General features: G+C 62.9%; 25 protein-coding genes and 1 tRNA gene. 8 read left to right on the top strand and 18 right to left on the bottom strand.

Going from position 1 to position 23,130, the window contains the following annotated elements:
* The first annotated feature begins 3 nt into the window (after positions 1-3).
* From F9K34_RS02735 to F9K34_RS02710, 6 genes are all read left to right on the top strand, one after another.
* Positions 4-79: transfer RNA gene (locus tag F9K34_RS02735), tRNA-Lys, on the top strand.
* A 185-nt stretch (positions 80-264) separates the two neighbouring features.
* Positions 265-741 carry a hypothetical protein gene (locus F9K34_RS02730; RefSeq protein WP_291335157.1) on the top strand — a complete coding sequence of 159 codons (477 nt, stop codon included), beginning with the start codon at positions 265-267 and terminating at the stop codon, positions 739-741.
* Complete coding sequence (locus tag F9K34_RS02725) at positions 734-1,036, top strand: hypothetical protein (protein ID WP_291335155.1); 303 nt, start codon at positions 734-736, stop codon at positions 1,034-1,036. Before F9K34_RS02730 ends, F9K34_RS02725 begins: the two co-directional genes overlap by 8 nt.
* On the top strand, positions 1,017-1,448 hold the full coding sequence (locus F9K34_RS02720) for a hypothetical protein (protein ID WP_291335153.1): 432 nt from the start codon (positions 1,017-1,019) through the stop codon (positions 1,446-1,448). Before F9K34_RS02725 ends, F9K34_RS02720 begins: the two co-directional genes overlap by 20 nt.
* 284 nt (positions 1,449-1,732) lie before the next feature.
* Entirely contained in the window at positions 1,733-2,002 is a 270-nt protein-coding gene (locus F9K34_RS02715) for a hypothetical protein (protein ID WP_291335152.1), read from the top strand.
* Between the two features lie 27 nt (positions 2,003-2,029).
* A complete protein-coding gene (locus tag F9K34_RS02710; protein WP_291335150.1) occupies positions 2,030-4,588 on the top strand; it encodes a hypothetical protein in 2,559 nt (852 codons plus the stop codon).
* On the opposite strand, the gene F9K34_RS02705 is transcribed toward F9K34_RS02710, so the two are convergent.
* From F9K34_RS02705 to F9K34_RS02645, 13 genes are all read right to left on the bottom strand, one after another.
* Positions 4,585-5,802, bottom strand: coding sequence for a DNA methyltransferase (locus F9K34_RS02705; protein ID WP_291335148.1), 1,218 nt, complete (start codon positions 5,800-5,802; stop codon positions 4,585-4,587). The two genes, F9K34_RS02710 and F9K34_RS02705, sit on opposite strands and share 4 nt — an antisense overlap.
* 197 nt (positions 5,803-5,999) lie before the next feature.
* A complete protein-coding gene (locus tag F9K34_RS02700) occupies positions 6,000-6,746 on the bottom strand; it encodes a hypothetical protein (RefSeq protein ID WP_291335146.1) in 747 nt (248 codons plus the stop codon).
* Positions 6,746-7,537 (bottom strand): terminase large subunit domain-containing protein, encoded by a 792-nt coding sequence (locus F9K34_RS02695; RefSeq protein ID WP_291335145.1) that lies wholly within the window; start codon positions 7,535-7,537, stop codon positions 6,746-6,748. The genes F9K34_RS02700 and F9K34_RS02695 overlap by 1 nt, the downstream gene beginning before the upstream one ends.
* Positions 7,537-7,779, bottom strand: a complete 243-nt coding sequence (locus tag F9K34_RS02690) for a hypothetical protein (protein WP_291335143.1) — start codon at positions 7,777-7,779, stop codon at positions 7,537-7,539. Before F9K34_RS02690 ends, F9K34_RS02695 begins: the two co-directional genes overlap by 1 nt.
* Complete coding sequence (locus F9K34_RS02685) at positions 7,776-8,360, bottom strand: hypothetical protein (protein WP_291335141.1); 585 nt, start codon at positions 8,358-8,360, stop codon at positions 7,776-7,778. Before F9K34_RS02685 ends, F9K34_RS02690 begins: the two co-directional genes overlap by 4 nt.
* Positions 8,344-8,955, bottom strand: coding sequence for a hypothetical protein (locus F9K34_RS02680; RefSeq protein ID WP_291335139.1), 612 nt, complete (start codon positions 8,953-8,955; stop codon positions 8,344-8,346). The genes F9K34_RS02685 and F9K34_RS02680 overlap by 17 nt, the downstream gene beginning before the upstream one ends.
* A gap of 106 nt (positions 8,956-9,061) precedes the next feature.
* On the bottom strand, positions 9,062-9,601 hold the full coding sequence (locus F9K34_RS02675) for a hypothetical protein (protein ID WP_291335137.1): 540 nt from the start codon (positions 9,599-9,601) through the stop codon (positions 9,062-9,064).
* A complete protein-coding gene (locus F9K34_RS02670) occupies positions 9,595-9,804 on the bottom strand; it encodes a hypothetical protein (RefSeq protein ID WP_291335135.1) in 210 nt (69 codons plus the stop codon). The genes F9K34_RS02675 and F9K34_RS02670 overlap by 7 nt, the downstream gene beginning before the upstream one ends.
* A gap of 2 nt (positions 9,805-9,806) precedes the next feature.
* Entirely contained in the window at positions 9,807-10,079 is a 273-nt protein-coding gene (locus F9K34_RS02665; protein WP_291335133.1) for a hypothetical protein, read from the bottom strand.
* A gap of 1,066 nt (positions 10,080-11,145) precedes the next feature.
* The gene (locus F9K34_RS02660) at positions 11,146-12,564 is read right to left on the bottom strand and encodes a hypothetical protein (protein ID WP_291335131.1); all 1,419 of its coding nucleotides are present in this window, start codon (positions 12,562-12,564) and stop codon (positions 11,146-11,148) included.
* Positions 12,564-12,806 (bottom strand): helix-turn-helix transcriptional regulator, encoded by a 243-nt coding sequence (locus F9K34_RS02655; RefSeq protein ID WP_291335129.1) that lies wholly within the window; start codon positions 12,804-12,806, stop codon positions 12,564-12,566. Before F9K34_RS02655 ends, F9K34_RS02660 begins: the two co-directional genes overlap by 1 nt.
* A gap of 84 nt (positions 12,807-12,890) precedes the next feature.
* Positions 12,891-14,210: a tyrosine-type recombinase/integrase gene (locus F9K34_RS02650; RefSeq protein WP_291335127.1), complete on the bottom strand. Its 1,320-nt coding sequence runs from the start codon at positions 14,208-14,210 to the stop codon at positions 12,891-12,893.
* A 162-nt stretch (positions 14,211-14,372) separates the two neighbouring features.
* The gene (locus F9K34_RS02645; protein WP_291335126.1) at positions 14,373-15,629 is read right to left on the bottom strand and encodes an aminotransferase class V-fold PLP-dependent enzyme; all 1,257 of its coding nucleotides are present in this window, start codon (positions 15,627-15,629) and stop codon (positions 14,373-14,375) included.
* Positions 15,630-15,775: 146 nt separating this feature from the next.
* On the opposite strand from F9K34_RS02645, the gene F9K34_RS02640 reads away from it, so the two are divergent.
* Entirely contained in the window at positions 15,776-17,203 is a 1,428-nt protein-coding gene (locus F9K34_RS02640; RefSeq protein ID WP_291335124.1) for an amidase, read from the top strand.
* Between the two features lie 4 nt (positions 17,204-17,207).
* Here the strand turns inward: F9K34_RS02640 and F9K34_RS02635 are convergent, their stop codons facing one another.
* The 5 genes from F9K34_RS02635 to cobU all read right to left on the bottom strand — a co-directional run bounded on the left by F9K34_RS02635 (position 17,208) and on the right by cobU (position 22,365).
* A complete protein-coding gene (locus F9K34_RS02635) occupies positions 17,208-18,602 on the bottom strand; it encodes a glutamine synthetase family protein (protein WP_291335122.1) in 1,395 nt (464 codons plus the stop codon).
* 8 nt (positions 18,603-18,610) lie between these two features.
* Positions 18,611-19,984, bottom strand: coding sequence for an aspartate aminotransferase family protein (locus tag F9K34_RS02630; protein WP_291335120.1), 1,374 nt, complete (start codon positions 19,982-19,984; stop codon positions 18,611-18,613).
* Between the two features lie 107 nt (positions 19,985-20,091).
* Positions 20,092-20,841, bottom strand: a complete 750-nt coding sequence (cobS, locus tag F9K34_RS02625) for an adenosylcobinamide-GDP ribazoletransferase (protein ID WP_291335118.1) — start codon at positions 20,839-20,841, stop codon at positions 20,092-20,094.
* Positions 20,838-21,857: a nicotinate-nucleotide--dimethylbenzimidazole phosphoribosyltransferase gene (gene cobT, locus F9K34_RS02620; RefSeq protein WP_291335116.1), complete on the bottom strand. Its 1,020-nt coding sequence runs from the start codon at positions 21,855-21,857 to the stop codon at positions 20,838-20,840. The genes cobS and cobT overlap by 4 nt, the downstream gene beginning before the upstream one ends.
* A gap of 1 nt (position 21,858) precedes the next feature.
* A complete protein-coding gene (gene cobU, locus F9K34_RS02615; protein WP_291335114.1) occupies positions 21,859-22,365 on the bottom strand; it encodes a bifunctional adenosylcobinamide kinase/adenosylcobinamide-phosphate guanylyltransferase in 507 nt (168 codons plus the stop codon).
* Positions 22,366-22,417: 52 nt separating this feature from the next.
* Between cobU and F9K34_RS02610 the strand changes: the two genes are divergently transcribed.
* A complete protein-coding gene (locus F9K34_RS02610; protein WP_291335112.1) occupies positions 22,418-22,993 on the top strand; it encodes a histidine phosphatase family protein in 576 nt (191 codons plus the stop codon).
* The last annotated feature ends 137 nt before the right edge of the window (positions 22,994-23,130 follow it).

The raw sequence follows: 23,130 nt of genomic DNA, 5'->3' as shown, positions 1-23,130 counted from the left end.
GATGGGCCCGTAGCTCAGTTGGTAGAGCAACTGACTTTTAATCAGTGGGTCACAGGTTCGAATCCTGTCGGGCTCACCACTGAAATCTCCAAGGAAATCAAGAGTTTGGCTGAGGCGGAGCGCTCACGAGCGACCGCATTTCGGTCGATTTTTGCAACGTTTTTGCAACGAGCGTTTAAACGCGCGGCGGATTCGTGCGCCCTCGCCCCATTCACGCCCTGATCGACTGCCACGTTCAAACACGAGGCAGAATCAGGAGGTTACATGGGCGCGCTCAAGAAAGGCCCGACGTTCGACGAATATCGTGCGCACGTCGGAAAGAAGTATTTCGATCAGTTCGTTGGACCGCAGCCCGTCGACCTATTCGACTACTCGGTGCGGTATTGGACGCCCCCGAAGGCCATGCGCTACTGGGCGTTCCTGATCCCGAAAGATGACGGGTCGATGGACTGCCCCCTGCGCGTCAACGACGACGGCTTCGTCTACGTGCGCCACTTGCGCATACGAGACGGGCACGTCGAACAATATTGGCGCATCCTGTTCGAACTGCTCGAGGAAGAGCCGAACTTCGACCGCATGTTCACGCGCTATCAACACTTCGTCGTGGATCGCGCTGACAAGTGGCGCGCGCAGTACGAGCGCCGCTTGAAGAAGCGCGACGAAATGCGAGACGACGTGCAGCGCACGCAAACGTCGCTCAAGCAGATGACGCGTGCAGACCGGAGATCTGCGGATGTTTGAAGTTCTACATTCCGCCATGCAGAAGGGCCGCGTCGAGTTCATCGACGATGCCTTTTTCACGTTCACAGACAACGGCGATCACGTCAGCAGCACCGCGTTCTTCTCGCTCAACGACGCCGCGACCCTGAACCTGATGGCGCACCTTGAGCGCATCGCGGACGGGCGGCGCGTGAAGATCAGTCTACACGAAACCGCGCCCGAGATCGCTGTGCTGGCGTCGCGTGGATATGCGCAGACCGGCGCGAAAGGTGCGCTGCAATATTGGGAGAGGGCCGATGCTTCTGGCAATGCGTGAAGCCGCCGACAAGGGGTGGTTGTTCATCGTCGACGGCGGCCTGTGCGAATTTCGCCTGCGCCTCGACAAGCAGATCACGATCTACACCATCGTGTCGGCGAAACCGGGCGTCGGCTCGCAACTGCTCGAACGCCTGTTCGAATACGGGTGCGAGCACGAGGCGACGTTCGTCCAAGCCAAGTGCCCCGCCGACCTTCCGTCCAACGCGTGGTACGAGAAGAAAGGCTTCGACCTGTTCGATGTCGAGCACACGAAGCGGTCGGGCCGCAAACTGAACGTGTGGCGCTTGTCTCTTGCGGAGCGCCAGTCTGGATGGTCTCCCTCGCTCAACGAAATGGACCGTCGAAGACTTAGCAAGCGACCTGAATCCCGTTCCTTCAGCCATGTTTTGGCGGGAGAATCACCCGTCTGAGCCACCGATTCTGGGCTCTTAGCGAGCAAAACACAGTGTAATTTACGACCTATTTTACGCACTCTCGCGGATTCTATGAGCTGCATCCTACTCATTTTGCGGCCATCGTCTGCACCGCTGCACCATACATTTTCCCAACAACGACGGAACCTTGCATCAAATTATGGGGTGATAAGTGCGCGCTACAACGGGCGGTTTGTCGTCTAAATTACTGCCCACATCTTGACTACGAAGCGCAATTTCCGCAGACTTTGGCGAAACAGCATGCCAAAGGAGTCCAAGAGATGTCCAACGCCGCCCTCAAGGTTGCTGACGGAAGTTCCAATGCCGCCGACGCGTCCAAGCGCGACAAGTTCGTCAAATTTGCTGAGAGCCGGACTGTGAACGCCATCAAGGCCATTCGGATCATCGGAAAGCTGGGCAACCGCAACGCCTACGAGTACGACGATGCCGACGTGCGGAAGATCGTGAAGGCGTTGACCGATGAGATCGAAGCCCTGAAAAATCGCATGAAGACCACCAAATCTTCAGATGGCGTAGATTTTAAACTCTAAATTACCCCAGAAACTGGATCATCCCTTATGAGTGACAACCGAAAGTTTTGCACTGATTTGTTGCGCGCCGACAGCGAGGGCGAGATAATCACGCTCCTTAAAAAGCATGGCTATTGGGATAAACCAGCACTCTGGCGTCACTACGGGGATGTTGAGAACAATTGGGGCCAAAGTGGCAATCAACAAAGCTTGGCCGAAGCGGCGCTGGCGGAAAAGATTGTCAATTCCGTCGACGCGCGACTGATTAACGAATGTCGAATGCGCGGCATTGATCCGGCAGGCGCAGAAGCGCCGCCCACGATCCGAGCTGCCGTCGCCCGCTTTTTTGAGAACAGCACAGGTGAGAAGATCGCGACTGGCGGTTACATCGAAGATTGGGGCGCACAGAAGACACGCGAAATAGCGGATGGCATTACTCTGACGGCTACAGGTATACGCCCTGAAGGCCTCAATATCACTATCTCGGATTGCGGTGAGGGCCAAAGCCCTGACAAACTCCCTGATACCATTCTGTCACTCTCAAAGAGCAATAAGCAGTACATTCCCTTCGTTCAGGGTCAGTTCAACCAGGGTGGCACTGGTGCACTTCGTTTCTGTGGCAAGAACAACCTCCAACTCGTAATTTCTAAACGTAATCCGGCATTCTTGGATGAGCACGCATCTCCACGTGATCATGAGTGGTGTTTTACAATTGTGCGCCGTGAATTCCCGAGCGGCGAGCATGGTGCGCCAAAGAATTCTGTTTACACCTATCTTGCTCCTGTCGGAGTGGGTGAGAGTACACCTGAACGCCATGGCGGCGTTCTATCTTTTAGCGCTGACAGCTTTGGCATCTATCCCGATGACGAAAGTCCATATGGCCGTGAGGCAACTTATGGAACGGCGATCAAGATGTTTGACTACAACTTCCTCGGTGAACGCTCGAACATCTTGCGCGGCAAGAGTCTTTTGAGCCGTTTAGACCTTCTCTTGCCCGAGATTGCTCTCCCAGTGCGCTTCTACGAATACCGCACCAACAAAGCTGGAAAGTATCTAGACGTCGGAAGTCGCCGCACGACCGTCTCTGGACTACTTCGCAGGATCAAGGACAGCGACAACGTGGAAGCCGGATTTCCGGTTCGCATTCCTTTCCAACCCGGGGGCGAAAAGCTCATCGCCAATGTCTTCGCGTTCGTTCAGGCAGGGTCAACGAAGGAAGACCCCGACGACGATGATAATGACGAAGATACGCCAATTAGTGCTAAGAAGCTTGGCGGGGTACGCGGCTATCGAAAACGTGAAGGTATCGTATTCCTCCGTAACGGCCAAACCCAGGGAAGCTTGCCAAAAGACTTCTTCCGCCGCGATGCAGTGAAGATGAAGCCGTTGGCAGATGATCTTTTGGTATTCGTTGAGTGTGATGATCTATCTAACATCACGCGTGAGGATTTGTTTATGCCGAGTCGGGACCGACTCGCTGACAACGAATTCAAGCATGAGCTTGTGGACTCGCTCGAGAAGGCAATCCGCGACTGCCACGAGCTAAAAGAGCTCCGCAACAAGCGCCAGCAGGAGCGTATGCAGGAGCGTCTTCAGAATGATCAGCCGCTTACGGATGTTCTGCAATCCTTGATCAAGAGTTCGCCTAACTTGACAACGCTTTTGAAGCTAGGGCAGCGCATATCGGCCCCATTCAAGACCGTGGCCACAGGCAGCGATCCCAAAGAGGATTTCAAAGGCGAGGTCTATCCCACCTTCTTCAAGAACAAAGGTGTCGAGTACGGTCAGACCCAGAGCAGATCTTGTCCGATCAATAACCGCATGCGCCTGACATTCGAGACAGACGCCCGCAATGACTATTTCACACGTGCAGCGGATCGTGGCTCATTCGATCTCACGTGGAAGGATGGCGATGGCGCGGAGTTCAAGGCTAGCCCCGTCGGTCCAAACCTGAAGAATGGCATTGCGACCGTCATGGTAGATTTGCCGAGCGGAGCCGCTGTCGGCGACGACATTGAATTCATAGCGCGCACAGACGACGTTCACCGGCTCTTTGAAAATCACATCAAGGTAAAGATCCAGCCTAAGGCCGAAAAACACTCGGGCGGCGGCGGTGATAGACAACCACCAAAAGACAAAGACGGCGCAGAGCGTGAAAGACCCAGTGAGTTGGAATCGCCCAATATTAAGCGCGTCTATCGCGATGATTGGGATATCGAAGGCTTTGATGAATTCACGGCAATGAAGATTGAGTCTCTTGGCTATTCCAAGGATGAAACTTCGGAGTTCTATGAGTTCAAGGTCAACATGGACAACATGCCTTTGGAGAGTGAAGCCAAACTAAAGCGGCTTTCGAAGGAATCTACCGCTCTGCTGCGTGAACAGTTCATGTATGCAAATGTTCTAATTGGCCTGTCCATGATCTTGGAAGATAAGCGGGTCAAAAGGCTTGAGACTAGCGGCGACGACGCGCCAGTAGAGACCATTGAAGATCGGGTAGAGCGCACATGCCGCGCCTTAGCGCCATTTGTTCCGGCGCTGATCTCTCTTGGATCAAGCGATTTGGAAGTTGATGATGCGGTCGAAGGGCTGGAAGAAAGCGCCTAGGGGCCGGCCTTCTTGTGCACCAGAACAACTTCACGTGCGCCAGGCGCATGCGATTTCTGATGGGCATGCCAGCGGCGGCTAGGCACATCACGCCACAACCGCCCATCATCATCTTCGAGCGGCGCATCCCAAGGGCGATGCTCTTCCAAGCCGCACTCTTCCATCACTTCGAGGTATTTCGGGAGCTGCCAATCAGGCTTAGAGAAGGCTACCATCTGCACTATAGTGGTCTCTCGTCCCGCCATGGCTGCCACGGAGTCAAACGTAGCTTTGAGATTGTCGAAATATGATTGAAGATTAGGATTCTTTCGATCTCCGAGCGTGTAGTAGCTCGATCCGGCTCCGTCGAGTTTGCCTGCGATCCAAAACGGCGCCGGCGCTTCCTTTCTGCCATCGACCTGCCAACGATGATAGAGCACATGGATGCCGGGATACGGGGGCGACGTAACGATTAACTTCGGGGGGCAAACCTGAGCGACGAGCTCTTCTTTTTCTGCTCCTGCCGTCGTTCTGTTGAGACTAATTGCCTTAGGCGGGTGTGCCAGTTCGAGCCCATGTATCTGCTCACGAAACTCAAGAGCTGCGTCCAGCATGAGCCCAGCTTGCTTGTGCATGTAGGATTTGAAGGCTTTGACCGACGGTCGGGTCTTGCGAGAGTCCAGCGCCCATTGAGCCGTCCTAAGGACCACGCAACGCGCGAGCACATGGGCTTGCCTGCGGTGCAGCTTCTCAGCAGCGGACAGAGCTTGCTCAATGGCTTTGCGCAGTCGCCAGAACTCCGGGCCGTCCAAATTGCGATAGTAGCCGGCATCGGCGTATTCGTCGTGGCGCTCGCTGGGTGCGTGCATGTTGATAGTCGTGTCAATGCGCTCCATCCAGCACGCGAAGGCACTCACGTCCCGATCATCCAAGACCTGCGTCTTGGCCTCGCAAAGGAACGATGAAAGTGAACTGATATCAATGCCAAGAGCATTGCGTCCCATGGCCATGGCTTCGACCAGCGTGGTACCTCCACCCGCGAACGGGTCCACAACCCAATCCCCGGGGCGGGTGAACGTCTCTATCGCGCTCCGGACAAAGGTGGGTGAGAAACGCGCCGGATAGCGATAGAACTCATGGGTGAGACCTTTCACACGCTTCTGGTCACGCGCGGCGTCAACAAGGCGTTGTGCTGGACTGCGTTCGATATCCAAATTCGCGCTAAGATCGTCCATATTGACTGCCCGCATGATGCAGGCGATCCCTGCTATTATTTAAGTATATGAATCGAAACACATAATCTGCGCAAGGGCCTTGTCTAAGGTCTTGAAACTACCTGGCTATTCCTGGCCGGCAAAAAATTCGGCCCCGGAGACTGATTCGTATCGAGAGCTTTCCCGTGCCCTTCGGAGCACCTGATCGCGATAGAAATTCAATGCCATCCGCGCAACTGCGCCTGACTGATGATGCTGCGCGGTTTCAGGTACTGCGACGCGAACATGGCGACGATGAGCGCAATCCCGAGGTCGCCGTGACCGGCGGTCGAGCGCGATTGCGTGATGATCTGATTGCCCGCGGCGGTGGTCATCGTCGTGAACGATGCAAGGTCCGCCTCGATGTCTGGGCGCAGGGCGAGATCGGGCGCGAACTTCACGTCGCCGCTCGCGAACAGGACGGCGGCGTTCTCGATCATGAACGTCTTGCCCGCGTTCACGTAGCGCCCACCGCCCGACGACGCCTTGCGCCATTCCTGCCCACCCGTCATCTGGATGGCCCAGTGCGGGACGTTCTGGGAGAACAGCATGTCCGACACGACGCGACCGATGCTCGTGCCGTCGATGGCGAGGTCCGACTTGCCGCCGAACGGGTGCGCGTTCTTGAGGCGGATCAGGTGCTCGACCACGTCGACGTAGGACACGCCGCGAAAGCGGTCGGCGTAAACGACAGTACGATTGCGCGGGCCGACGATCACCTTGCCGTCGTCGACGATGGGCAGCGCCTCATCCTTCAATGCGACCACGGCGCTGTAGTCGTTCGCCTGCCCGAGGTCCGCTGCAATCATAAACCGCTGATACCCCGTCACGCGCGGGATGGCGGGATCGCCGTCCGTTTCGTTCACCACTTGCCCGTTCGGGCGGTAGACGAGGTTCAGGGTCGGTTCGTCGTTGTGCGTGGCCATCAGAATTTCGGCACGATGGCCGCCTCCGTTTTCGATGTTGCGGCCTCGATCACGCTCAGATCGAAGTATGCCTGTCCGTCGGCGATGAACTCGCACTCCACCTCCTGACGGAATTTCGTTTGCGACAGTTGCGTGCGCAGGCGTTCGACCTTCGCCGCCATGCGCGGAATCTGCGTCCCGCGCACCGTGAGCAGGCGCAGGGCGTCCGACGGCTTCGTGTCGAGGAACAGGCGCGCGAAGAAGTTGTTCTTCCCGGCGGGCGTCGACGCGTAGAACACCTGCCCGCCGTCTTTCAGCATCGGCAGGACGGCGGTAATCACCTCCTCGTCGTTGGTCAGGTAGGCGCACTCGTCGACGAGCAGTTGATCCGCCGTGAAGCCGCGAATGGTCGCGCCCGACGCAGGCACGGCGATGAAACGCCCGCCTGTGTTCGTCTCGATCTCGGTCATCGTCGACCGCTCGACCGTCATGGTGGTGCCGCGCAGATACGTCGCGACCTTGCGCGTGATCTCCCGCGTCTGACGTTCAGCGGGCGCAAGGCAGATCGTCACCTCGCCGCGTTCGAGCGCCATCACGCCGCGCGTCGCCAGCACGCACGATTTGCCAGCCTGCCGACAGATGCGCATCGCCGTCGCACCACCGGGCACGTCGCTCAGGATCGCTTGGCGCTGCCACTCATCCGCCGTCGCCGCGCGCCCGAGTTCGAGCGACAGGAAGTGCTCGAACTGCGCCACAGGGTCGAGGCGGCGTTCGAGGTCGGTCAGCCATGTGTCGAGGGCGTCGAACGGCATCACGTATTCCAGAAGAAGGGCGGGACGGCGCCGTGCGGCGTATCGCGCAGCGCCTCAACGTCGCGGGCGTGCCGCTTCATCTCGTTCGCTTCGAATTGACGCTGCTGCGCGCGTTCGCGGAAACGACGCTGCACGCGTTCGCGGTCGTATGCACGACGCGCCTCGACGCGCTCACGTTCGCGGTCGGCGATGAACTGGTCGATCTCCTGCTCGGTGACAGGACGGTTCGGATCGTTCGTCACAGCGGCACCTCATGTCGTGCGACGGACAGGCGGCGCTCGCGCATCAGGCGCAGGAGCGGTTCGCGCGCTTGCGGAACCTCATCGCACAACGCTTCGAGGATGCCTTTCAATTCGATCCACTCGCGGGAGTCGTTCAGGGAGATGTCGAGTTTGATCTGCTGCGCGAGCTTGCCTTGCATCGTCGCGATGTCGCGCAGGACCTTGCGCAGGCCTTCCATCGCCGCGAGGGCGAAGGCGTCGTCGTTGCGCTGTTCCGCCTTTTCGATGAGCGCCTCGACGCGGGATGCGAGCTTGTCGTAGGTGCGCGCGATGTCCTTGCGCTCCTCGTTTACCTCGCGCACGTCGTCGGGCAGGGTTTCGCGACGATGCTGTGCCAGCACCGCGACGCGCTCGTGCTCGGGGATGCGTTTCGAGAACCGCAGGACGGTGTGCGGCGTGACGCCGTACTCCTTCGCCAGTTGCACCTTCGTCTTCGTGTCGAGGACGATGTGCTTGACCAGTTCAGAGCGGCGCGGGTGGTATTCGAGCGTGCCCTTGCGTCCCGGCTGCGCGGGCAGTTTCGCCTTAGGCTTGACCGCCATCGGATTTCTCCATCAGCGCGAGCTTCGTCTGCATGTGAGACGGCAAGTCATCCGTCGTCGACCATTGCTGCACCGTGAAACCTTCGGCGCGCAGACGCTGATATGCGCGCGGGTCCGATTGCATCGCATCGCGGCGCATGTAGGCGACGCGCTCGTGATCGTCGCGAACCAGCGTCGTGCGCAGGGTGGTGTCGATGTCGCCGCGCCCGTGGCGGTGCTGATCTTGATGGGCCGACACGTCCACGATGCTGAGCGTCTTGCCCGCGCGTTCGGCGGCGAGTTTCGCGGCACGGTACTTTTGCGGATCGCGCGCATCGGCGCGCGTGATCTCGTGCGCGCCTTTCACGCCTTTGGGATACCAGTTCCCATCGTCGGCCTTCTCGAAGCCCATCGACTCCAGGTCGGCGATCTGTTCGGGCGTCATCTTCGACTGCGCGGCGTCGAGGGCGCGTTTGGCGTCCTTCTTCTCGTCGAGGATCTTCGTGTTGAACTCGTGCAGGTCGTCGAGGCGCTTGTCCTGCGCCGTGACCTTCTCGGTCAACGTCTGCATCTGTTTCAGGATGGCGGCGAGGGCCGCATCGGTCGGGGTCGTCAATTCGGTGTCTCCAAAAGCAAAGGCGACGCTCGATGCGCCGCCCCTGCCCGTTTTGCGTTTTGGAGGACAGAATGACGCACCGCGAGTCTGTGCTTTGGACGGTAATTCAGCGCGATGCGGCTGACCTCAGCGGAAGCAGGTCCTCGGTGCGGCAGTATTGGGTGCGCTTGTCGCGCGCGGGGCGACCGAGCGACGACACGACGCCTTCCTCGATCAGTTGGCGAACAGCGTGCCTGCATTGCCCGCGACCGATGGGCAGGCGTTCGCACAACCACGCCAGGTCGAAGTCATGATCGGGCAGGATCGCGCGGACGGCGTTCACGCGAATCTCGGTCGGCGTGAAACGACGCACTACATCGAGCGCCTGCTTGGGTTCGGGTGCGACGGGGATCAGGTGATCGGGGATCAACGCACGCACGCGCGGCATCACCGCGTCGTCGTCGAGGCCAATGAGCGACAGGAGGAGGCGTCGATGCCGCGCCCATTCGCCGTTGCGCGAGGACCAGAACGACACGGCCTCGGATCGGATGTCTTCGTGCTCGGACGACAGGTCGTGGAACGCCAGAAGCAGGACCTCGATGATGAGGACCTGCTCCGGCGTCGATGCGACATGCGCGAACAGGCTCGGGTCGGCCTGCATCACCATGGCGCACCGTCGACGTAATCGCCGCGCGTGACGTGATGCACATTGCGCGGGATCAGGTATTGCGCGACGCGCTGCTCTTGGACCTCGGGCAGGTAGCGATAGATGACGAACACGCCGCGCGTGTCGTGTTCCCACGCCGCCTCCACGTTGCACCCACGGTCGTTGAGCGTCTGCGTCGTCAGGGGCAGGACGCGCCACGCCACGGTCAGAACGCCGTGAGCTGGTCGGCGGTGTGCATGATGTGCTGCCACGCGATGTCGAAGCGTCCGAGCTTCGTGCGCACCTCGATGCCGTTCGGCAGCAGGACGACGCTGTAGGTGTCGCGATGGATGTCGTCGACCGTGTCGTGGACGAGCGTGGTCGCGATGTCTTCGCCAAGCAGGTGGGCGTCGTCGACCTCGAGGCGCGTTGTGGTGTTCATGTGGGTGTTGATCAGCGTCGCCTTGCCGGCGTCGTTGATCGTGGCGGTGATGTTCATCGTCGTGTCCTCGTGTGGTGATGCGCGCGCCGTGATGTAGGGTCGCCTTCGTTTGCCCGCGTTGTGCGACGGCTGAGCGGCGGCGCGCGCTTGCCCAGCCACGATCAGGCGTAGCGGGTGCGGCACGGCTGCCTAGGCGCAGAACAAGGTCTTCCGACGTTCACGGCACACGGATTCCGACACATGCGCAGAGACGCGCGGAGAGCGTCGGAGACGACGGTGCGCGGTGGCCGCTATGTCGACGCACAGAGCGTCGGTGTCCGCGGCGCTCCGCGAGCACGCTGAGCGCGCTGATGCAGAACTCGGCGTATTCGCGGCGATGGGCTCAGAGCACGTGGTCGATATGATACGTCAACAAGGCTGACATTATCATGCGATGTGGCGTTCGTGCTGTTGCAAAAGCCGTTGCAAAATCGCGATCAGGATTCGGATAAACTCAATGGAGCTTGGTGTTTCTTGCGGTTAACCGACTGAATAAATATCAGTCGACGACGGTCTCTGACGCAGGACCTCGGATGGCGCGCAGTCAGGGTGGCTTGCCTCACGACGCAGAAGCACGCTCGGCTCTATAGATCATAGGCAGAATTGAGGTGAATATTATTGTTGACGATCACGAACTATCACAGTCATCGCAAATCTCCTGGTCATTGCGGCACGCCGATCATCCTGAACACACGAGACACACGTCTTGCAACACAAGCGCGTCATTCGGGTGAATTTGTCTGATGATTGTTTGCAACAATAATATTCACCTCAATTTCCCCTATGATCAATATAGGCGCGTGCCGCGTGTGCTGTCTGCCGACAGCGATCCCGCACCCCGATCCTGCGTACATGGGAATAAGCGCCTTATACCTGCATCAGCAGTCGAAGCACACGCGGCACAGGCGCTATCGTCGTCTTGTCAGAAATTCATAACCAACGGAAAGGAAGCCCACGATGCCGCAACACCTCATCGACCTCGCCGAACAGCGGGCACGCGCATGGTTCCGGAATGGTCTGTCCGTGACGCTGATCAACGACGATCTCGTCTCGCGCGTCCCGCCCGCCGAACGCCGTCGGATCGTCAATAGCCTCGATGCAGGATATTTTGATCGGCTTCGCGCCTCGCTTCGTGACGACCTTCAGGCGGCGTAATCTCGACGATCAACTCGACCATCTCGCGACGGGCGGCATCAATGGCGTCCGTCGCTTTCGTCTCGCTGAACCCGTTCACGCCCTGCGTCCCGGTGCGATACATGGTCAGAGCGGCCTTCTCGCGACTCCGTGCCGCTTCCCAACGCTTCGACCAATCCGATCCCGTATGCGTGCCCGCCCGCGCCGCGCGCAGGAAGTCATCAATCTCGCGCACCCACCCCTGCATCTCGCGCTTCGTCGCCGGACGCCAATTCTCCGCGTCGTCTGACACGGTGCGCTCGATTAACGTCGTCCGCACGCCCACCGCGTCTCGATCCCATTCGTGCCGCTCGAGATCGCGATGCCACAACCAGTACAGGTCGACGTTACGATTGACCGGGCCTTCCTCATCCTTCGGCCCGCCCCAACGAGCCTGCGTCACGCGTTCACCGGGTTGGAAGTCATCTGGCGGCAACGTCGACCTTGCTTGCGGCCACCCATCGGCGACCACCTGATCGAAGCGCGCACGCGACCTGCCCTCGTCGAAGCGCTCGACCCACACCTCGACGCCATCGGGATAGATGCCTTCGTCGGCCTGTTCCCGGATGCGATACGCGTGAAACTGCCCGACCACGTCGAGGCCTTCGATGTGACGATCCAAGCGCACCTGCGACGCGTTGTGGTCGATGTAGTCGCGGCGCACGTCTTCGACGAACCGCGGGTCTGCGATGTTGATCGCGTGCAGCGACGTGTTCAGGAGTTTGTCGATGCGCACCCATTCATCGCGCGCCTCGTCGACGGTCATCGTCTTGTCCTCGACCACGCGCCTCCTGAACCACGTCTGCCGGTGCGGCTCGAATGACATGTGCTCCCGCGCGCGCTGCACATCCTCGACGCGCTCGACGACCTGCATCAAGCGCTCCCACCACTTGCGCAGGCGCTTGCGGACAGCCTTCGAACGATCCTTCGACAGGTCGCGTCCCGCCATCCACGCAAGGAACGTCGTGTCCGCGACCCCGACCTTGTTCGTCTTCAGCACGTCGACCCACCATTTCGCGGGTGCGAACTCTTTCATCCACGAGCGCAAGGCGTCGTAGTCGTCGGGCGGCGCGTCGGGCAGGTACTTGCGCGGGTGCGTCGTGATGTCGAATTGCAGATCGTCAAGGGCTTCGACAACGGCGCTCGGCACCTCACCGAACTCAAGCGCGAGGGCGAACTGCTGGTATGCGCGCTCGCGTTCGTCGATGCCATCGCGCAGCAGGGCGTTCGCGGCGTCGGCGATCTGCGTCTTCATCCTGAAGAACTGCATCAGGTCGTTGCGCGTGCCGGGCAACAGGACTTCGGGCATCTCGATCTGCGGACGACCCATCACGCCGTCTCCTTCAACGACGCGGCCCACTGCAAAACGTCGTCGCGGTCGAACCGCATCGTGCGCGTGCCGAGGAACAGGGCGGGAGGTGCGAGGCCTTCGGATCGCAGTTGCCAGAACTTCGTGCGATTGATCTGCATCGCATCGCACACCTGATCGGCGGTCATGTATTTCGGAAAATGTGCGGCCGCTTCGAGCAGCTCCACGCGTGCCTCAAGGGCCGCGATGCGGTCGTTGTCCAAAGGTCTGTCCTCAAACGCAAACGCGCCCCAAGTTGGCGCGCGCGTTCACGTTAGTAAGGCGTTGTGGCGACAACTAGGCAGGAATCAGATGTCCACCTTGAACAACTCATGTGCGTCGAACGAGTCGCCGATGCGGTCGATCATGACCTGTTCGATGTCCGCCGCACACGCGTGCAGATCGAGGTCTTCACCGTAGTGCATCAGCATGTCGTCGTCGCTGTTGTTGGACGTGATGTCCCCGCGCAGGTAAGCGGCCGCATAGGACGGAACGCGCGCAGGGCCGCACGCTGATGTGAAATGCCGTCGAGTGTCGTGTTGGCGCAGGATCGGAATGCCTTTGAAGATCGGCTTTCCCTTGGTGTCCACCTTGCCAGTATCTTGTTTGACGGTCGGGTGCATGAGCGTGTCGAGGTGGTCGATGTAGCCGGTTTGCGAATCTGCGGCGAAAACATGCGTGTGGTTCGACCGGCGCGACTTGAGCACCAACATCACGGTATCGCAAACGGGGATGTTTCGATCCTCACCGTTCTTGAGGCCTTCGAACCGCAATTCTCGACGAGCGAAGTCGACCTGATCCCATGTCAGCGACCGCACGTCGGTGGCGCGAATGCCCGTGAACAGCATCACGATCCACGCGTCCCTGCGCGAAGCGTTGCCCATCGCCGTGATGGCCTTCCATATCGGCGACCAATCATGACGATCCGTGCCTGCGTGCGCGTCGCAGAAGTCCTTCCACAGTGTCGTGCGCTTTCCAACCTTGCCGAGTTGCTTCGCTTTCAGTTTTCCACGCGGGATCGGCGAGGGGATGTCCAAGATTGAGAACGCGCTGTTCAGCGCGGCCTTCACATGATGGCGCGTCGACACCGACTCAATGCTCATCAGGCAGCGCCGAACGTCGAGCAACGACACATCGGCGGGATGCTTGCGCATGATCGCCGCGGCGTTGCGGTTCAGTTTCGACGCAAGGTCGTTGAGGTGACGTTCGCTCGCCGTCGCGTCTTGGCAGTATTCCTGCCACGCATCCGCGACCGTCTTGATCTCGCGCGTCGCCTCGTTGCGCGAGTGCTGCGCCTTGGCCCGCGCCTGCTTCAACGCCGCATCGGGGGACAGATCGTCGAGCGCGCCGATCCTGATTGAAGAGGGCTTGCCGTCAACGCGGGCGCGTAGGTACCACATCGCTTTCGTCTTGCCGACGGCGAGATGAAGACCGGGATACTTGTCGCCACTGTGCTTGAACCAGTTCGTGCCCGCAGTCGGGCGGTTCTTCTTGCTCGTCGCCAGTTTCAGGTCGATGGGCTTAGTGAAGTCGATGCTCTGCGTCGCCACGTCGATGTCTCCGTTGATCAGTTTTTGCAACGCGTTTTGCAACGCATTGAGCATCCATAGACGGGCTAACGTGAACATGCAACCGACTGATTATCGTTGCAAATCTGCTTTAAACCATTGTTTTTGTTGGTGGCGCGGAAGAACGTGAACAGGTTGAATAAATATCGCCAACTGACTTTTAATCAGTGGGTCACAGGTTCGAATCCTGTCGGGCTCACCACGTTGTTCCTGACCGTTGACCTACCGCGACACCGCGAGTTCCATCGCGGCGAGAAAGCGCGCGACCTCGGCCGTCGTGTTGTAGTGGCAGACCGAGACGCGAACGCAGTCGGCAAGCCCGAGGGGATGCAGGATGTTGCCGCAGTAGTGATCGTCCTTGCGGATGTGCACGCGCATCCCGTGATCGGCGAGATGTCGGACCAGCTCGGCGGAGGACATCCCGTCGAGGGTGAGCGACACGACGCCTTCGCGCCCCTCGACGACCGGGCCGCCAATGAGGGTGACGCCCGGCATCTCGGCAAGCCCCCGGGCGTTCCCCGTACCGTTCAGCATGGCCTGCATCAGCCGCGCCTCGTGGTCGTGGATCGCCGCCGCCGCCGCCTCGATCCGGGCGCGCGGTTCGCCGGCATCGGACACCTGCCCGCCCAGCCAGTCGAAATAGGCCACGACGTCGGAGAACGTCGCATAGGCCCCCGCGTCGCGGGTGCCGAGTTCCCAGGCTGCGGCGGGCCCGCCGACGATCTGTTCCTTCGTGCAGTCCGTCAGCCGGTCCGAGGCCCAGCCGACGCCGTAGCCGTGGCGGGAGAAGACCTTGTAGGGTGACACGGCATAACCGTCGGCGCCGTAGGCGGCGCAGTCGATGTGGCCGTGGCTCGCGTGCTGTATGCCGTCGATGATGATGAAGGCCTGGGGCGCCTTCACGCGGATCGCCGCCGCGATGGCGGCGACGTCGACGGCCATCCCTGTGACCGGCGAGGTCTGGACGATGGTTGCGACGCGGACCTCGGGGGTGAGCAGAGCGAGGTAGGCATCAAGGCTCACCGTGCCCGTGGCGTCGTCGTGCGCTGCCAGCAGATGCGGCCGCCCGGTGACCTCCGCCCAGCGCGCCATTGCGCTGCGCGAGGCCGGGTGTTCGAGCGTGGAGCCGAGCATGACGCCCCCCGGCGCCGCGCCGAGCGCGGCCGTGCGGATCAGGCGGAAGAGCACCTCGGTCCCGCTTTCGCCCACGAAGACCTGCCCGCCGGGCGCATTGAGGAAGCGCCGCATGTCGGCGCGGCCCCGGTCGATCGCCGCCATCAGCGTCCTGGAAGCGGGATTGTCGCGCCCCTGATTGTCGGGGTAGCCGGCATAGGCCGCCGAGGTCTCGATCACCGATTTCAGCCTCAGCGCGCCGCCGGCATTCTCGAAGAAGATGCGCGGACCGTCGAAGGGGCAGGTCTCGACATGGGCGAAGCGGTCGCGGATGGCCTCCATCAGGCCGGGTCTGTCCTCGATCATGGTCGGTCCTTCGGGTTCCGGGTCGTGTTGCCTGCCACATGCACCGCGTCGCCGGGCTTGGCAATCCCGTCCGATTTCCTTTGATTTCCCGCTGCCGCCGATTCAGCCTCGGATCGGTCCGTCAGGGACGGTTGAGGGGGAAATCCGTGAGCGATCTCGATCTTTGCTACCTGCCGGCGCATGAGGCGCTGAGCCGGTTCCGGGCCAGGACCCTGTCGCCGGTGGAACTGATGGAAGCGGTGATCGCCCGGGCCGGAGCGGTGCAGGGCAAGGTCAACAGCCTGACCTTCACCCACTTCGACCGCGCGATCGACGAGGCTCGCAAGGCCGAGGCGAAATATGCAAGGGGCGCGCGCACCCGTGCGCTGGAAGGCTTGCCGGTCGCGGTCAAGGACGAAAGCGCGATCAAGGGAATGCCGACCTCTGGCGGTTCGCTGATCATGAAGGACGACGTGGCCGACCACACCTCGGAAGTGAACGCTCGGATCCTCCGCGCGGGCGGCATCGTCCATGCCCGGACTGCGACGCCGGAGTTCTCCTGTGCGGGGTACACCTGGTCCTGCCTCTGGGGGATTACGCGCAACCCTTGGAACCCGGAGTTCACGCCCGGCGGATCGTCGGGAGGATCGGGTGCGGCGCTTGCCTCCGGCGCGGCGACCCTCGCGACGGGCTCGGATATCGGCGGCTCGATCCGGATTCCGGCCTCCTGCTGCGGCGTTGTCGGCTTCAAGCCGCCCTATGGCCGCAACCCTGAGGATCCGCCCTTCAACCTCGACTTCTATTGCCACGAAGGCCCGATGGCACGAACGGTCAAGGATACGATTCTCTTCCAGAACGTCATGGCCGGGCCAAGCCCGCAGGACATCGCCTCGCTTCGCCCGAAACTGCGCTTGCCGCTGGAGATGAGGCCCATCAAGGGCTGGAGGATCGCCCAATCGATGGATCTCGGGATATTCGAGGTGGACCCGGACGTGAGGAGGAACACCGAGGCGGCGCTCGACGTATTCCGCGCGCTCGGCGCGACGGTGGAAGAGGTGGACCTCGGCTGGACGCCCGGCATCCTCGACGCCGGGATGACCTATCTCCGCCACCTCTTCGGCGCCTATCTCTCGCAGCTCCTGAAGGACCACGCCGAAGACATGACGACCTATGCCCGCCAGTTCGCCGAGGAGGGCCGAAAGTCGAACCCGGTGGAATTCCTCCACAGCCTCGACGTGGCGGCGGGGATGTACCGGACGCTCGGCCCGCTCCTTGAACGCTATGACGTGCTGATCTGTCCGACGACCGCGCTGCCGGCTGTGCCCGCCGATTTTGACCAGTCGAAGGACAGGGTCCGGATCAACGGCGAGGAGGTGAACCCCTTCCTCGGATGGGCGATGACGCTGCCCTTCAACATGCTGAGCCGCTGCCCGGTCCTGTCCGTGCCCTCCGGTCGCGCCGGAAACGGCGTGCCGACGGGCATCCAGATCGTCGGGCGCACCTATTCGGACGCAGACGTCTTCCGCGCCGGGCTCGCCTACGAGGCGGCCATTGGCGGGTGGTTCGCCGACCAGGCGTCCCGGCCGGAACTCTGAGCCCTCAGACCGTGTGGAGGTAGAGGTCGTAATCGACCTCGGTCACGGTGCGGGCGACACGGGCGTATTCTGCAGCCTTCACGGCGGTGAAGGTCCGGTGCATCTCCTCGCCGAGGGCCCCCTTCAGGAAATCCGACTTCGTCGCCGCCTCGATCGCCGCGCGCCAGTCGCGGGGGATCGCCGGCCCGTTCTCGTCCTCGGCATAGGCATTGCCGGTGGTCTCGGGGCCGGGGTCGATGCGCTTGTCGATGCCGTGCAGGATGCCCGCGAGGACGGTCGCGGCGACAAGGTAGGGATTCGCGTCCACCCCCGAGGGGCGATGCTCGATGCGCCGCGCCCTCACGTCGCCTTCGGGCACCCGAAGCGCGACCGAACGGTTGTTCACGCCCCAGGAGGTCGAGACCGGCGCGTAGCTTTGGTTCGCGAAGCGTCGCCAGGAGTTCAGGTGGGGGGCGAAGACGAGCATCGATTCGCCCATCGTCGCACGGAGGCCCCCGATCGCGTGCAGCAGCGTCTCCGTCCATCCCTCGCCGCGTTGCTCCGCGAAGACGTTGCGCCCCGCCCGGTTCTGCATCGAGACGTGGAAGTGCATGCCCGAACCCGCGTAGTCCTCCACGGGCTTGGCCATGAAGCAGGCGGTCACCCCGTGGGAGCGCGCCTGCGCCCGGACGATCCGCTTCAGCCGCACGATGTCGTCGGCGGCCTGCATCACGTCCTCGCGGTAGTGCAGGGTCAGCTCATACTGCCCGGGCGCATACTCGGAGATGAGCGTCTCGGCCTTGATCCCGGCCTTTTCCGCACCCGCGTAGATGTCGGAGAACAGCGGCAGCATCCCGTGCAGGTGGTCGACGGAATAGACCTCGGTCTTGTGGCTCGGACGGCCGTCGAGCACGTCGCGCGCGGGCCCCACCCTTCCGTCGGCGCCACGTTCGTTGGCAAGCAGGAAAAACTCGAGCTCGAACGCCCCTGCCGGCTTCAGCCCGCGGCGGGCGAATTCCTCGACCTGACGCGCGAGCGCGTGCCGGGGATCCGAGGTCATCGGCCGGCCGTCGAGTTCATAGAGCGACAGGAACACCTCGGCCCGGGCGGGCTTGGTGTTGTGCAGCGCCTTCAGCGTGCCGGGCACAGGCCAGGCCCTGAGGTCACCGTCGCCCTGATCCCAGATCAGGCCCGTTTCGTGCACGTCCTCGCCGCAGATGTCGAGGCCGAGGATCGAGATCGGCATGTGACGGCCGGACTTGTAGAGCGAAGCAAGCTCGTGCCGACGGATGATCTTGCCGCGGCCGATGCCGTTCGAATCGTGCAGCACGATGTCGATCGCCTCGACATCGGGGTTATCGGCGAGGAAGGCTTCGGCCTCGGCCAGGGTGGCGCCCGACGGGCAGGGGGTATCCAGCATGGCGGTTCTCACGCGAAAAGTTCGGTCAGGATTTCGTCGAAGGCCGTGACGAGGCGGTCGATCTGCCGCTTCTTCGTCAATGGGCTCACAAGCATCATGTTGTGGAACGGTGCGATCAGGCAGCCGCGGTTCAGGAGCGCCGTGTGCAGCACCGCCTCCACCTCGGGCATATGGGCCATCGCGGCCTCGGTGCCGTTCCTGAGCGGGCCGGGCGCGCAGATGAACTCCACCCGCGCGCCGACGCGGACGACGTGCCAGGGCGCCCCGTGGGTCTCGATCACCCGTTTCAGGCCGGTTGAGAGCCTTTCTGCGCCCTTCTCCATATGGGCATAGGCCTTGGCCGTCATCACCTCGGCCAGTGTCGCTTGAAGGCAGGCGAACTGCATCGGATTGGCCGAAAGCGTGGTGCCCATGCCCGAATGGCCCGAGGGCCGGCCGGCGTTGTAGGAGAGATAGGCCTCGGCAATCTTCGGCCTCAGCCCCCAGACGGCGGTGGGCATCCCGCCCGCCACGCATTTGCCGACGACGAAGATATCCGGATCGAGCCCGCTGACCGCGGTATAGCCGCCGAGGCCGGAGGAAATGGTGTGCGTCTCGTCGATGACGAGGAGCGCGCGATGTCTCGTCGCCAGTTCCCTGAGTCCCTCGTGGAAACCGGGCTCCGGCAGAATCATGCAGGAATTGGTCATCACCGGTTCGGTCAGGATCGCGGCGATTTCCCCGGACTTCAGCGCCGCCTCGACGCTCGCCAGGTCATTGAACTCGGCGCAGGCGGCGACCTCGGTCAGGTCGACGACCTGCCCTGTCAGACCGGGGCGGGTCCGCGTCCTGCCGTTCGACAGTTCCACCATCGCATCGTCCACGGTGCCGTGATAGCAGCCGTTGAACACGAGGACCTTCGGTTTGCCCGTGACCGCCCGCGCGACGCGCAGCGCGAACCGGTTCGCGTCCGTCGCCGTCGTCGCGATCTGCCACTTGAAGTCGCCGAACCGCTCGGTCAGGAGCCTCCCCGCCTCCAACGCGGCTTCGGTCGGCAGCATGTAGGTGAGCCCCCGCCGCGCCTGCCGGCGGATCGCCTTCGCCACCGGCTTCGGCGAGTGGCCGAACATGGAGCCGGTGTCGCCAAGGCAGAAATCGTCGATCCCGTAGCCGTCGATGTCGGTGATCCGGGCCCCCTCGGCGCGCTCAACGACCATCGGAAAGGGCATCGGCCAGTCCTTCATCCAGTGCATCGGCACGGCGTCGAGGAATGCTCCGGCGCCGGCCTTCAGCGCTGCCCTTGTCTTCGGCCGCGAGGCGGCGAAACGCCGGCTCTCCCGCTCCGCCACCTGCTTCAGGCGAGCTCGGTCGATACCGGCGACGAGATTCTTCCTTGCGGGCATGGCGGCACTCCTTCCGGGCACCCCGTTATCCGCGATTTTTGATCAAATTGGAAGCGGGTTCTCTCTACGCAATTCAATGGCTCCAGACCCGAGGCGTCAGTATTTGATCAAACGTTTGCCGCGATACAGGCCCAGCCTGTGCATTCGGCCACCTGCTGCATGGCGCCCAGCACGTCGCCGGTCTGTCCGCCGATCTGCCGCATGGCGAGCCGGCCGACGGCGAGTGCGGCCAGTGGCATTGCGATGGCCACCGCCAGCGCGGTTCCCGGATCCAGCGGCAGAAGGCAGAGGAGGCCGATCAATCCCGCGATTCTGGCCGGAATAGGGTCGATTCCGGCTGCCGACCGTCCCAGCCCGTCGGATCGCGCCGGCGGCATCAGCACCAGGGCGGCCGGCAGAACCGCCCGGGACGCAGCACCAAGGGCCACGAGGCCAATGAACGAGCCGCCCGAGTCGAGGAGGAAGGCGAGTCCCGCCGCGCGAAAGCCGAATGACAGGATGAGCGCTGCGACCCCGTAGGACCCGATCCGGCTATCGCGCATGATCTCAAGCTTGCGATCGCGCGTCCCCCCGCCGCCGAACCCGTCCGCCAGATCGGCGAGCCCGTCCTCGTGCATCGCGCCCGTGGCGAGCGCACCGGCGGCGAGCGCGAGGATCGCCGCCATCGGCGGCGTCATGCCGACCGCGAGGCCGACATATCCGGCGCAGGCCGAGATTGCGCCGACGGCAATCCCGACGAGCGGCCAGGCCCAGGACGACGCAGCCATGGAGGGCGCCTCGCCGCGAACCTCGCCGACCGGCAGGCGCGTGAGCAGGAGAAAGGCGAGCCGCAACTCGTCGGCGCGGCGCCCGCTCATCCCTCCGACACCCCCGCCTCGCCGAAGGTCGCCATGCCGTTGTGGCAGGCCAGCGCTGACCGCACGATCCCGAGCGCCAGCGCCGCGCCCGAGCCCTCGCCGAGCCGCATGTCGAATTCGAGGACGGGGCGTTTGTGGATCGCCGCGAGAAGCTTGCGATGCCCGGGCTCCGCCGAGACATGCCCGACGAGGCAGTGGTCGAGAAGCCGCCTGTCGGCCGCGTGGAGCACCGCCGCCGCCGCAGTGCAGATGAAACCGTCGAGGATGACCGGAATCCGCTCCGCCCGCGCCGCGAGAATCGCACCGCAGATCGCCGCCTGTTCCCGTCCGCCAAGCGCCGCAAGCACCGCCCCCGCGTTTCCGAGCGCGGCCGCGTGCCGCTTCAGCCCGCGCTCGATCGCGTCCACCTTCCGCGCAAGTCCGGCCTTGTCAGAGCCTGTTCCAGGCCCGACCCATTCGGCAACGGGCCCGCCGAAGCAGGCCACCGCCAGCGCCGCCGCCACGGTGGAATTTCCGATCCCCATCTCGCCAAGAACGAGGATGTCGGCACTGCCATCGACCGCCGCGGCACCTTGCCAGAGCGCATCGAGGCACTCGACCTCATCCATCGCCGGGGCTTCCGTGAAGTCGCGGGTGGGCTGTTCGAGTTCCAGCGCGATCACCGACAGGTCCGCACCGTTCACCGCGCAGAGCTGGTTGATCGCCGCGCCCCCCGTGCGGAAGTTGGCGACCATCTGGGCGGTCACTTCCTGCGGATAGGGGTTGACCCCCTGCGCGCAGATTCCGTGGTTGCCCGCGAACACCAGCGCCTGAGCCTTCCATATCTCGGGTCGGGCCGTGCCCCGCCAGGAGGCCATGAACTCCGCGATCTGTTCCAGGCGGCCGAGCGAGCCGGGGGGCTTCGTCAGCGAATTCTGCCGCGCCCGCGCCGCTTCGGCCGCCTGGGCGTCGGCGACGGGCAGCCGGTCGGCGAGCGCCGCGAGTTGCGAGAGCGAGGAGAGGCGTGGAAGGCTCATGTCATTTCACTTTCAGTGGCAGGCCTGAGACGGCCAGGTAGACTTCATCGGCCGCTGCCGCGACCCATTGGTTCAGAACGCCCGCCGCGTCGCGGAACGTGCGGGCGAGCGCGTTGTCCGGCACGATGCCCATTCCGACCTCATTCGTCACGAAGACGACAGGTGAGCTCTGCGCCGGCAGCGCGGCCAGAAGCCCGCGGACCGCCGCCTGCCAGTCGGCCTCGGCCAGCAGCAGGTTGGTGAGCCAGAGGGTGAGGCAATCGACGAGCCGCGGGCCCTTTCCGTCGGTCTCGGCAAGCGCGCCGAGAAGGTCGAGGGGCTCCGCCCGCGTGATCCAGCCTTCGCCCCGGCGCGCCTGATGCGCCGCGATCCGCGCGGCCATCTCCGCGTCATGCGCCTCGGCCGTGGCGATGAAGGTCGCCGGTCGGCCGAACGACAGCGCCATCGTCTCGGCGATGCCGCTTTTGCCCGACCGGGCGCCCCCGGTGATGAGTATCGTCTTGCCCATGGGCCGTTCTCAAAGCACATAACGGGCGGTCTGCGAAAGGGAGAATGCGACGGTGGCTGGCGATGCGGCGACAGAGCTGATCCTGATCCGTCACGCGCCGGCGCAGGCGGGGGGGCGGCTTTGTGGTCGCACCGACGTGGCGGCTGACTGTTCCGATCTCGCCGCCCTCGCGGCCCTGCGGCTTGGCGTGGGCGACCCCGGCCGGATCGTGGTCAGCCCGGCGCTGCGCTGCCGTCAGACCGCAGCGGCCCTCTGGCCGGACGCCGGTGCCGAGGAAAACCCCGCGCTCTGGGAGCAGGATTTCGGCGCCTGGGACGGGCGCGCGACCGGCGAGATCCCCGACCTCGGCCCGATGACCTCGAGCGCTCTGGCCGAGCACCGGCCCCCGGGCGGCGAAAGCTTTGCCGATGTCTGCGCCAGGGTCGGTCCGGCACTGACCGCGCTGGCAACAGGCGGTCGCGTGACGATCGTCGCGCATGCGGGCACCGTCCGCGCGGGCCTCGCCCTGGCGCTCGGTGCCGTCGCGCCCGCACTCGGCTTCATCGTGGCCCCTCTGTCGATGACCCGCGTGACCGCCTTGCCCGCCGGCGCCTGGTCCATCGGAACAGTCAACTGGAGGCCGGCGTGAGCATGCCTTCGGTCCGTGTGGCCGGGCATTTCGGTGAGTTCCTGCAAGGCCGGATCGGGCCGGACGGACCCGTCGCGCTGGTGACGCTGCCTTGCCCGGCCCTCGCCGTCGCGGCCTGGCACGCACCGGGTCCGGGC

The sequence above is a fragment of the Albidovulum sp. genome, assembly GCF_008933605.1.
GTDB lineage: Bacteria > Pseudomonadota > Alphaproteobacteria > Rhodobacterales > Rhodobacteraceae > Albidovulum.
This window is presented reverse-complemented; position numbering and strand designations above follow the sequence as displayed.